Below are 11,916 nucleotides of genomic sequence, written 5' to 3'. Positions count from 1 at the left end.
TTTTAGTGATTGGAACGATGTAACTCGAGAATGCTCTGGGCCGCTGTGCTGGTAAGCTGACCAGCTTCAACAAGATTGGCAAGCAGATTCGCCATTTCATCTTGCTCACGGCTTTCGACAATCAATTCCAGCCGCACGATTAGCTTATCCAGTCGTGCGCGAACAGTCGGGTAGCTGATACCGTAATAGCGTGCCAGTTCCTTCAGTGAACCGGATGCCAGTACAAGCTGCAGTACGAACTCAAGATTCTCCTGATCCAGAGACAGTAATGGGTGCTCAGGTCGTTGAGTTTGACCAGGAATCAGCCTGGATTTGTCGGCGATTTTCTTCACAGATTCATTTAGCTCGATATTGTTCATGTTTAATAATATTAAGCATTTTGTTAATAAAGTAAATGTTAATGTTCAATAAATATGATAATAGTTAAAAAATATCCTGGTTTGAGCCAGATTCGATCGGAATGAAACGTATTGCACGATAGGACTGTTCTGGACTACATTACGCGCGGCGGGGGCCTATCTGATCGCGGGGCCGGAACTGGTACCCTTACCCATTTTACCACTCAGGTGTGTGTATCCAGCAATCATGCAATCATGCAATCTGAATCAGGATATTTTCATGTCGAATCTGCTCAAACTTCCTCTATCGGGGATCGTCCTCTGCCTGTGCTGTCTCGCGGGGTGCATTCCGGTTTATATGAATGCTCCCGAACGGTATAAGCCACTCTCCTATTTTCGCACATTGGATGATGTGAAAGAATATGAGGATCGATTAGCGGAATATAATGTCGCCATTGATGCTGATTCAGGGGATGTCGATGCGCTCTTCGGACGGGCGGTTTTGTATATCGGCGTCGGGCGATATACGGCTGCGAAAGAAAATTTGGATCAGGCGATTCAGCAGGCGGACAAACAGCCTGATTATAATTCCACCCGGCTCGCATCAATCTACGTGCACCGAGGGCTCCTCAACTGGGATGACGAGAAGGTCGACCTGGCGATTGCCGATTATTCTCAGGCGATTGAACTCAAACCTGATGACTGGGAAGCCTATTTTCATCGCTGGCTGGCTTATCAATATCAAGGCAAGGACGAAAAAGCAAAACAGGATCGCAAGCGAGGCAAAGAGTTGATGCCCAGTGTGTTTGAGAAAGAGTACTCATTCACTGATAGGATCATCTAGCTTCTGTTCAGCAGCAGTTTGAACGAAAACGGTGCCATGTCCGAATGGTTTTCTGACCGCTGAAATTCTTTCGCAAGAAAAGTGATGGGGTTCGTATTTTACGACACGACCCCTTTGACCTTTTTTTGCCTCTTTCCTATTCTCTGTGAATGCTTCCCGCATTCATGTTTGTTTTTCTGGAGTTAGATCGAAGTCAATGTCGCATAAATTGTCGTGGAATAAACTCCTGTCATCGAGCAGAGTTCCCAACCCCAAAAGAGATACATCAAAAGAGGTGAGCCGGAGTTATGTGAAAGCAGATCGGCGAACCGCGTTTGAAGCCGACTATGACAGGATCGTTTTTTCTCTCCCCTTTCGCAGGCTTGCCCGAAAAACGCAAGTGCATCCCATGGCCAGCAATGACCATATACATAATCGACTCATTCATTCGCTTGAAGTAGCCAGTGTGGGGCGTTCGTTGGCAGATCGTGTTGCTGAACTTGCAGTGAAGAAGAGCGATCTTTCTAAGGATGCCAATCTCGATTTAAGTTGGATTCTGCAATCTGCCTGCCTGGTTCATGACTTGGGAAACCCCCCCTTTGGTCATGCGGGTGAAGAGGTGGTTCGGGCCTGGGTCAAAGAGCATTTGACCGAATACTTCTCCAGCAAAGCGTTTGAGGATGACGATCAACGGGCACGTTGTATCAGCGATTGTCTGAACTTTGAAGGGAATGCACAGGGCTTTCGTATCGCATCACGTTACGACAATCCGAGTGCCGGGTATTTAAGATTAACATACGCCACGCTGAGTTCTGCCGTGAAATATCCGTGGCTGTCTACAGATGATCGCACTCCCCGAAAAATGAAGCACAATGTCTATACGACAGAGGCGGACATCTTTAAGGAGATTGCAGATGAGTTGGAGCTCTATAACGCGCAGGGAAAGTTCTGTCGGCACCCCCTCTCGTTTTTGACGGAAGCGGCTGATGATATCTGCTATCGCATTCTGGATCTGGAAGACGCCGTCGAAATGGGGATCTGTAAGCGGAACGAAGTTCACCAACTCTTTCTGGCGATTTCGCATAACAAGGAAAATGAATGGATGAGTCTGCCCCAATTGAGGGGGCAGGCGATTCAGAGTCTGATCAATGAGTTCTGGAATGTGTATGAAGCTGATTTCGATAGCATTATGAATGGAGAACGTGAAGAAGATCTCAAAGCTTCGTTGGATGAGAAACACAGAAAACTACTCGATGAAGTGAATCAGTTCTACGAAGATATCTTCGGGCACCGGAAAAAAATCGCGACCGAATTGGGCGCGTATCATATCCTGGGGCGAGTTTTGAAATCGCTGTTCAAAACGATTCAATCGATTGTCGAATCCGAACACTATGACGAGATCCATTTCCTCTCGAAACGCTGTATCGAGCTGACCTGGGGAAAAGATCATGTCGATCAGAACTTAACCAATAATTACAGTTGGTGGGTGCAACAGGTCATGGATTATGTGAGTGGCATGACCGATGATTACGCCATGAAAGTCTCAGGAGAAATCGGCGGTTTTTCACTGGATATGAAATAATACGGATATGAAATAAGACCAGCGATTCGCTCCAGCAGTGATGGAATGAATCCTCGCCTCTGTTTTACTTCATTATCAGGCACTTTGATCGCTTCGAGGTCGATTTCTTGTCCCGGTTCGATTTTGATCTGACTTGGCGGAGGATGCTTTACTAAATAGTACTGTATACTTTAGTATCTGGTTGATTCGTATATGTTTCGGACACACGCTGGGGTTTCGTATTTGATCGCGGAAGGGGACCTGATTCATGGGAAGCAAACCTGCTGTAACCGGCACAACGCATATTTTGCCGTACAGCGAGTTGTCACCAGCTGACTTTGAACGGATGTGTCTCTGGCTCGCTCTGCGCGAGGGGTATGAAGAGGCTGAGCATTTGGGGGCAGCCGGAAACGAACAAGGCCGCGATATCCTGTTACGCCTCGAAGAAAATCAATGGGCGATGCAATGCAAACGCGTCAGGAGATTTGGGCCTACGGATGCGATTAAGGAATTGGACAAGATTTTCTCACTAGATCACTCGGAACGACCGTACGGAGTGATTTTCGTCGCGACTTGTGATATTTCAGCGGAAACACGAAAACGGGCGAAGGCTCGATGTGCGAATGAGATCATATGCGAGTTCATTTCACTGACCGAATTGGATCAGCGTGTCAAATGTCATCATGATCTGGTGATGGAGTTTTTTCAACTTCCTCACGGACAACTTGACATTTCCCCCCTTTTTTTTATGGAGAGTTTTAGCGACATCATTTCGCAGGCGCTGAATGAGATGCGACTGTTTGAGTTAATTGAGCTACTCGCGGCACTGCTGTGCCATGATCAGGCTCACAACTTTGCAGCAGATGATGTTCGCCTCAAATTTTCAAATCTACTGAGACCAGCATTAACCGAAGTCGCTGTCACGTCTCTGCACTTTTCCGATCAGGACTTTCGTGATTATCTGATGCAGGAGGAAGAACAGTCTATTGAATCATTTCAGGAGTATTTACAAAAGCAATGTCGGAGCCGAGCGGCGTCGTGGGTGCGAACCCGGCTGAAAGAAGATCTGTTCCATGAACTCTTTTGTGATTATTATGAAGCCTATCAGCTCTTTTTTATACAGGACGAGACAGAGTTGAAATCACTGCAGTCACGTGTGGGATCGAAAAACGGACAGGCTTTGCTGGCGCAATTGAACGATCAATTGCTGCTTGCGAAAGCAGCAGGCACATTGGTTCCGCGACTGCAGCGAAGTTTTAGTGATGAAATAGTGATCCTGTTAACGTCACTTCAAATGACTCACGAAGTCATTGAGAAGTCTCACGATTCGATTGACGTTGTGATTTTCGACGTTTCAGGGCGTTTTCCAACCAAAGTATTTGTCTCCGCGACATCTCGGGAGACTGATCAGGACTGGATTGAGATGATTGAAGCACGACGAAAGAACCAGTCTGACTTGACGCATTCCTTTTTAGTAACGGACAACAGGGTTGGTGCCGAAGCAGAGAGGTTTGCATCTCGGCGTGGATTTTTGATCAAGCGGATGACAGAGTTTCGCGAACTCTTACAGACTACCTCTTCCGATGAAAAATATATTTTCGGACGTTTGGCGACAGAGTCTTTGTTATCGGCGATCGCCGTAAGTGATGTCTATGTTGAGCCCAAATGTGAGATTGTCCAACCTGGCTTTGACTCACAACAACTCTCAACGGCGACGGAACTGGCACGCGGACAGTTCGAGGCATTTTTAAATGATTCCGAACTGAAAGTGTTCATGGTCTTTGGGGAATATGGAGTAGGGAAATCAGCCTTTCTGGCTCAGATGGCCTATAAGATGTGTGATCCTGGTGCACGATATCGGGTGGTTTACGTTCCGCTACGGAAACTCGAACATGGCGATCAGATTCCCGAAGTTGTTGGCAAAGCAGTTACTCTGGCTGAATTATATGAAGGTCCGGCGCAGCGCACCTGTGTGGTGTTGGATGGCCTGGATGAGATTCCCGGAGCCATGCAACCCGATGAGCGACGACATAATATGTTGCGCATCATTGAGGCGTCTCGAAAAGCGGAGAAACTGGTTGTCTCCGCACGCAGTTCCTATTTCAGGGGATTGCCCGAGTTCTGGTCACTATGGTCTAAAGACGACGATCATCCATTCTGGAATAAACTCACGAAACATATTTTGCCGCAGGGCATCCGACCGGCGGTTCGCTCTATCGTGTTGCGGGAATTTAATTACGATGATATCGACGAATACGTCGCGAAATTCGGCGCAGAACGGGGAAAGGGGGCGGAATATACCAGTCTGTTTCACAAGCGGCTAAAACAATTCGACCCCCAGGGGGTATACAAGCGGCTGGCGCGAAGTCCGTTGTATTTGAGTCTGCTCGTCAATACAGAGCCCTGGGATGACCCCAGTATCGACAGTATTGCCTCGGTCCTGAAAATGCTGATTGAGTTCTGGCTGGCACGCGATACGGAAAAAGGCCCGGCACGCTGGTTACTTTCGCCCGTCGACCGAATGGAGTTTGTTTACGAATTGGCCTGGTTTATGTATCGACAGCAAAAAGTTCAAATTCCTTTTTCCGAACTGGATGAGTTCGTTACCAGCCTGTATGGCGTTGAAGGGAAGGTGGATGAAGCAATTGCCCTGGATTTACAAACGACCGGCTTTCTCACCACGGAAGGACAGGGAATGCAGTTCTGTCTCCCGGCTTTCATGGACTATCTGGTGGCCCATCGCTTTGCTCGAGGGGAATTTCCAATTGCTCCCCCGAGACTGCCGACCGGCGGTCAGGGACGAATCTGGTTGAGTCTGCTCGAAAAAGGGCTCACCGCAGCCGACGAATGGAACGATTCGAAAACCGATGCCTGGCTCAACTCCCTGGGGATCCGGTTCAGTGATTATGACGTGCCGATTTCCACCAGTCCTGTGGGGATCTTGTACAATGTCGCTGATGAAGAATCATTCGATTGGCCCGTAGCTAATAGCGAGTCGCATGGTAAACAGCGGGTGGTGTTGAATGCTACTTTTGGCCAGCACACGGGAGTCGGAGAACGCTCCATTCGCGTCCTCTATGGTTCGCCAATGGGCCTTCATTGCCGGCCGAGTGCCTGGATTACCAATCAAAGCCTCAAATGGCAGGCTGAATTACCCAGTAGACCGAAAAACGCTTTTGTTGAATTCAGACATCAAGGGGCGAAAGCGGACCCCAGGTCACTGCTGGAATTGGTAACGATCGCGGTTGAGGGAAATGTAGTCTTCGAAATATTCTATGATCATTGCACCGATGACGAATTCGAACAGTTATTGCTGGCGATCGGTGGACATCGAGCAACCGGTAAAGATTACGACTGGGTCATGCAGGTGTCCGGTAGTGCCTACGAGTAGGGTTGGTTTCAGTGGTAATAGAAGGATTAATAATGGGGAATCCCTTATCGTGAGAGAAGGGGTTCTGGTCTTCTTTTATTTTGAGATTCGGTTTTCTTAAGAGTAAGAAAAAATATGTTCTCTGATGAGCACTAGTGTGGAATGATCGACTATTGCCACTGGTTCGCATGGGTAGAATGTTCTCAACAATTGGCATTCCTGATCAAGGAATTGGTCAATTCATCGATGAGCAGGATTGTCTTTCCTGATACCGAGTCGCTTACAAAAATAATGGAGGCATTGAGAATGTTGACTATCAAATATCTTATTGAACGGCACGAATCGGTCAAGCGGAAAGCTGGTCGAATGCTGGCTCAGCTTGGTCAGCATTTTGTTCAAGCTTGTCGCAGCCTGGTTCAAATCGTGACCGGTTTGTCGCTAAAAAGCGTGCAGCCTGTGCAGTGGGGTAGATTGTTCATCAGCGAAATCGTACTGAAACCAGCGGGTTTTATAGTGCGAAGATGTTTCGCTGTGGATGTGGTTAGCAAAAAGTGTGATTTCACTCGCGCGCCCGACGCATGTGAAACATTTTTGCGGTGTGCGACAGCGTGTCAAGTTCTGTTTCGTCACTGTGGATCAACGGGTAATGCACAGGGAAATCAGATGACATCTTGCGCAGGCTTTGGTAGGCTGGGATCACGAACTAAAAACCGTACCGCGTTGATTTAAGAGGAAAAGCATCATGCGAGTGAACTTAAATAGGAATCTGTTGTGGATTGGATGCGCAGTGGTATTACTGCAATTGAATGCAGGTCGTCTCTCTGTAGCTGCTGAAAAGTCTGCTGCGAAGCTGAGTGAATCTCAACAGACGGCTGTGGACGATGTGACCCAACGCGCAGAAGAACTGAAAGCCGTCAATCAGTCGATCTGGAATTATGCGGAGGTGGGACTTCAGGAAACGAAGTCATCGCAGTTATTGATAGAGAAGTTGAAAGCAGACGGGTTCACGATCAAAAGTGGTGTGGCGGATATGCCAACGGCGTTTGTGGCCAGCTATGGGAGCGGTAAGCCGATCATTGGGATTCTGGCAGAATATGATGCGTTACCAGGGTTGTCACAAAAAGCGGTCCCTTTTCGAGAGTCTCAAACAGAAGGGGGCGGGGGGCATGCCTGCGGTCACAGTGGATTAGGGACGGCTGCTCTGGGGGCGGCGCTGGCGGTAAAGCAGGCGATCGACAAACATCAGCTTAAAGGGACGGTTCGTCTGTATGGAACGCCGGCGGAAGAGACGGGACTCGGAAAAGTTTACATGCTGCTCGACGGGCAGTTCCAGGATTTGGATATCTGCCTGCACTGGCATCCTGCGAATAAAACCAATGTGCATCTAGGGAGTTCTAAGGCGCTAGTTTCGGTCAAGTTTACATTTACCGGACTGCCGGCACATGCTTCAGTGAGTCCGGAAAGTGGTGTGAGTGCCCTCGACGCAGTCGAGTTGATGAATATCGGCGTGAATTATATGCGGGAACATGTCAAAGAAGACGCGCGGATGCATTATGTGATTATCGATGGCGGAGGGCAGCCGAACGTGGTACCTGCGAAAGCGACGGTCTGGTATTACGTACGGGCGAATACGCATGAGGATCTGGAACGCAATTATCGCTGGGTGGTGGATATCGCGAAAGGGGCGGCGTTAATGACACGGACCAAACTCAAGATCGACGTCGATACCGATAATCACGAGCTGATTCCCAATACGCCTTTGTCGAATATGATTCATCAGAAGTTGACGGCCATCGGACCTCCGAAGTTTTCAGCGGAAGAAAAGGGATTCGCGCGACGGATTCAACAACCTTTGATTGAGAAATTCGGTCAGAGTTTTCCCGTCGCGATTGAGAGCCGGGTGCATACGCTGGTCGAATCCAGAACGTCATCGAAAGGTTCAACCGATGTCGGGGATATCAGCTGGCATATTCCCACTGGAGGATTGCGGACAACCTGTTTTGCAGCGGGGAATCCGGGTCATAGCTGGCAGAATGTCGCCTGCATTGGTTCATCAATCGGTGAGAAAGGGATATTATACGCGGCACAGTCGCTGGCGGCGTCAGTTGTGGAACTGCTGGAGAACCCGGCTTTGGTGACGGAAGCGAAAACGGACTTTGATCAACGAATGTCAAAGCGGAAATATATTACGCTGATTCCCAAGGGGCAAAAACCGCCCGTGAAAATTCGTTAAAGTAGGGTGAGTAAGACTGAGGTCGACTGTGCTTGTTGAGGTGGTCTGCGCCTTTGGCCTGTACAATATCGATTACGATGAAGAATTTTTTTTAATTATTAGTAATAAAGCAGCTTAAGTTAATACCGGGAATCATCAGGAAAAGAGTACATCGATGCAAAACTTTAATCTGGCACTGCTGGGAACGGTTACTACACCAGAGCGACAGACCGAATTTGTCGAACGCAAGGGGATTGGTCATCCAGATACGATATGTGACGGGATTGCTGAGTCGATTTCCCTCGATTTATCTCAGACCTATATTCAACGGATCGGCCATGTTTTACATCACAATATTGATAAAGGTTTACTGGTAGCCGGCCAAACGTCCCCCGCACTTGGTGGGGGGATTGTGAACGAACCGATGCGTCTGGTGATTGGGGACCGGGCCACCGCAGAAAGTGATGGTTACCGGATTTCGATAGACGAAATTGCCATTTCCAGTGCAAAGAATTGGATTCGAGACAATTTGCGATTAGTGAATCCTGACAAACATCTGGTCTTTCAAAATGAATTGAAAACCGGCTCCCCGGAACTGACTGATATCTTTGCCCGGAAATTACTCTGCGCTAATGATACTTCCGCCGCGGTGGGCTATGCACCTTTGTCGGAGACCGAACAGCTGGTATTGGCGACTGAACGGCGGATCAACTCGGATGAATTCAAGGCCGCGTTTCCGGAAACGGGGGAAGACGTCAAGGTGATGGGAGTCCGCCGCGATCGGAGTTTGTATCTGACGGTCGCAGTGGCGATGGTGGATTACCATTTCAAAGAAGCACAGCAGTATTTTGACCGAAAGCGGGAATTGCAGCAGGAACTGACTCAGTTTCTGGAGCCTCAGCTCAAGGAGCTGGATCAGGTTCAACTCGAAATCAATACGCTCGACGATCCGGAGCGCGGTTTGGGGGGAATGTATTTAACGGTTCTGGGAACTTCTGCAGAGGGCGCCGATGGTGGTCAGGTTGGACGTGGAAATCGGGTGAATGGGTTGATTACTTTGAATCGACCGATGAGTACGGAAGCAGCCGCTGGTAAGAACCCGGTCAGCCATGTCGGAAAGATCTATAATGTGTTTAGTCATTATCTGGCGGATCAAATCTACAAATCGATTGCCCCTGTGAGAGAGGTCTGCGTCAGACTCTGCAGCCAGATCGGTCGCGAAATTAGTGATCCCTGGATGATGAGCGTGGAAGTGGTATTAAGCGCGAATACCAGCCTGGCGGACATCGAGCCGGCTCTCCAGGAGATCGTGCAAAAAGAGCTGGCGGGGATGGACGATTTTGTGCTTCGGCTTTCTCGGGGTGAGTTCAGCGTTTATTAATCTGGAGGTGTTATCGGGACCAGCCATATTCTCCGATCAAGGGGACAAAGGCGAACGCTCCCAGGTCTTCCTGTGATAATTTGCCATTGATCATCGTATACCGGCACATGGTCTGCCCCATGAATTCTGATCCGATGGGGATGATGATTCTGCCTCCTTCTCTGAGTTGTTCGACGTAAGGTTCCGGCAGGGTTTCTGCACCCGCAGTGACAATGATGGCATCAAAGGGAGCCGCTTCGGGGACTCCCAATGTTCCGTCAGAACTGTAAACGTGTACGTTGGAATATTCTAGACGCGTGAGCCGTTCGCTCGCCTGTTTGACTAATTCCGGTATGCGTTCGATTGTATGAACTTCGCGGGCCAATAGAGATAAAACAGCTGCTCCATAACCGGACCCAGTACCTACTTCTAATACATTCTCTTCTCCCGTCAGTTGAGCCGCTTCGCACATAAAGGCAACGGTATACGGCTGGGAGATTGTCTGGCTGCAATCGATGGGCAAGGCACAGTCGTTGTAAGCGAATTGTTTCTGCTCTGGTGAAACAAAATCCTCGCGGGGGATACGATCCATTGCATCCAGAACGCGAGGATCTTTGATGCCTCGAAATCGAAGTTGATTTTCGACCATTTTATGCCGTGATGCTTTCCATTGATCACTGCTCTGATTCGATGCTGGCTTGGTCATGATGACTCACTCTCTAAAGGAATAAAAAAGATTAAGGCCGCGTTAAACTGGCAGGTCCTTGCTTTCTAATTCGAGTAAGACTGCAATTGTAGCCGTACATCACAATTGAGAGAACGTTGTCGTACAAATGTGTTCGACTCGATCCAGGCTTTCTCGTTTACCAGCGAAAATAAGCAAGCAGCGGTTGTTCTTCCGGCATATCCCGGCTATCAATGATGTAGGGGGAGCCGCCATGCTTGTAGGTGTGTCTGACTGCATAATTCAGTAACGCAGTATCCCCTGTCTCGGGTTGTGAATGCGTTTTTGCCAGTTCGCCATCATTGGGAACGTTCCCCCAGAGTTCGCTTCCTAATGGAGTAAACAATGCTTCGACACGGCCTTCACCAGCTGCCTGCAAAATCTCTTCTAGCTGATGCGAGATCCGTGCTGTACCGAGATGCTTTTTGTATTGCTGCAGCGATTTGTTTAAGGACTCCTTGGAGAACTGTTCTACCAGCGGTAAGGCCAGTTCGAGCAATTCCTGCTCGCCTAAGCGGTCGGGCGAGGTCTGAATTCGATCAGCGAGAAGATTCTTCGAGTGAAAATGTTTTCGGAACATGCTTTGTTGTTTTTCGGCGGCGACCAGAATGATGGGAGTGCTATCATGATTCAGGTGCTTTTCCAATTGTTTTGCCAGCAGCTGAAAATAGTCAGAAAGTAGTTTTTCATTCTGTTCTTTGGTCAAGCCGTGACCATGCTGTATACCCGCATTATCTCCACCCGGATTGTTGGAAGAAGTCGTGTGCTGTTGGAATGATTCTTCAAATTGCGTATCAGCAGAAACTTCTTCCAGGCTCGTCGGAACATTATCCGGGAGCTCAAGCTGTGAAATATCACCTTTCTGATGGTGAAACAGCCGCACCGATTTGGGGCAGATCGCCAGCAAATGGAAGTGGTCATCTTCGAATGATTTATAAAATAAGGGGCTGACATAAAACGCATCGTCAACAGAAAGCATTTTTGGGCATTGATGGTCAAGATCGTATTGATGGGATAACCCGGATGCTAACAGCAGGCAGAATCCCTGAGCGGGACCTCGCTCCCAAAAAGTAGCATCGTTTTGAATTTGTCGACCCACTTCCAGAAACTTGCGTGTTTCTACGGAGCCCAGTCCTCGCTGCTGCAGTAAGCTCTCCGCTTCATCGAGTAAATTGCGCAGATGGATCGCGTCTTCCCCATGTTCTGAAACCGCTTGATGCCGTGGTAGATAGATCGAAACACAAGGTCCTTGTTCCCATTCGGACAGTGATTTGAGTTTATCGTGTGACAGGGTCTTCATCGAACGCTCCTTGATCATGAAATTCTGAGTAAGATGGTGGCACTCAACAGATAAGTCTAATCCTAACTCGCATGGAAGAATCTCTGGAATGAGGATCCATTATGAAAGCACTGCTTATTAGTTGATTCTGATGTGGCTGAAAAATGGACTCTATTACAATCTTATAATAGGCGTACTTCTCTGAAAAGAAAACGTAGATCGTAAAAATATGAGAGTGATTAGATACAA

General features: G+C 48.3%; 8 protein-coding genes. 5 read left to right on the top strand and 3 right to left on the bottom strand.

Annotated elements, in window-relative coordinates; all coding sequences use genetic code 11:
* Nucleotides 1-2: 2 nt before the first annotated feature.
* Nucleotides 3-359: a DUF2089 family protein gene (locus AAC022_RS10510; protein ID WP_339730737.1), complete on the bottom strand. Its 357-nt coding sequence runs from the start codon at nt 357-359 to the stop codon at nt 3-5.
* Nucleotides 360-618: 259 nt separating this feature from the next.
* Between AAC022_RS10510 and AAC022_RS10505 the strand changes: the two genes are divergently transcribed.
* The 5 genes from AAC022_RS10505 (at nt 619) to AAC022_RS10485 (ending at nt 9,685) form a co-directional block, all read left to right on the top strand.
* A complete protein-coding gene (locus AAC022_RS10505; protein ID WP_339730735.1) occupies nt 619-1,182 on the top strand; it encodes a tetratricopeptide repeat protein in 564 nt (187 codons plus the stop codon).
* A gap of 289 nt (nt 1,183-1,471) precedes the next feature.
* On the top strand, nt 1,472-2,743 hold the full coding sequence (gene dgt, locus AAC022_RS10500; RefSeq protein ID WP_339730734.1) for a dGTP triphosphohydrolase: 1,272 nt from the start codon (nt 1,472-1,474) through the stop codon (nt 2,741-2,743).
* A gap of 247 nt (nt 2,744-2,990) precedes the next feature.
* Entirely contained in the window at nt 2,991-6,113 is a 3,123-nt protein-coding gene (locus tag AAC022_RS10495) for a restriction endonuclease (protein ID WP_339730731.1), read from the top strand.
* Between the two features lie 721 nt (nt 6,114-6,834).
* Nucleotides 6,835-8,325 carry an amidohydrolase gene (locus AAC022_RS10490; protein ID WP_339730730.1) on the top strand — a complete coding sequence of 497 codons (1,491 nt, stop codon included), beginning with the start codon at nt 6,835-6,837 and terminating at the stop codon, nt 8,323-8,325.
* A 154-nt stretch (nt 8,326-8,479) separates the two neighbouring features.
* Entirely contained in the window at nt 8,480-9,685 is a 1,206-nt protein-coding gene (locus AAC022_RS10485; RefSeq protein ID WP_339730728.1) for a methionine adenosyltransferase, read from the top strand.
* Nucleotides 9,686-9,695: 10 nt separating this feature from the next.
* On the opposite strand, the gene AAC022_RS10480 is transcribed toward AAC022_RS10485, so the two are convergent.
* Nucleotides 9,696-10,370, bottom strand: a complete 675-nt coding sequence (locus AAC022_RS10480; protein ID WP_339730726.1) for a protein-L-isoaspartate(D-aspartate) O-methyltransferase — start codon at nt 10,368-10,370, stop codon at nt 9,696-9,698.
* A gap of 157 nt (nt 10,371-10,527) precedes the next feature.
* Nucleotides 10,528-11,688, bottom strand: coding sequence for a hypothetical protein (locus tag AAC022_RS10475; protein WP_339730724.1), 1,161 nt, complete (start codon nt 11,686-11,688; stop codon nt 10,528-10,530).
* Nucleotides 11,689-11,916 lie beyond the last annotated feature (228 nt).

Source organism: uncultured Gimesia sp. (assembly GCF_963976445.1).
In the GTDB taxonomy this organism is placed as follows: domain Bacteria; phylum Planctomycetota; class Planctomycetia; order Planctomycetales; family Planctomycetaceae; genus Gimesia.
Note: the sequence above shows the minus strand (reverse complement) of the source record. Positions and strands in the feature narration are given on the sequence as shown.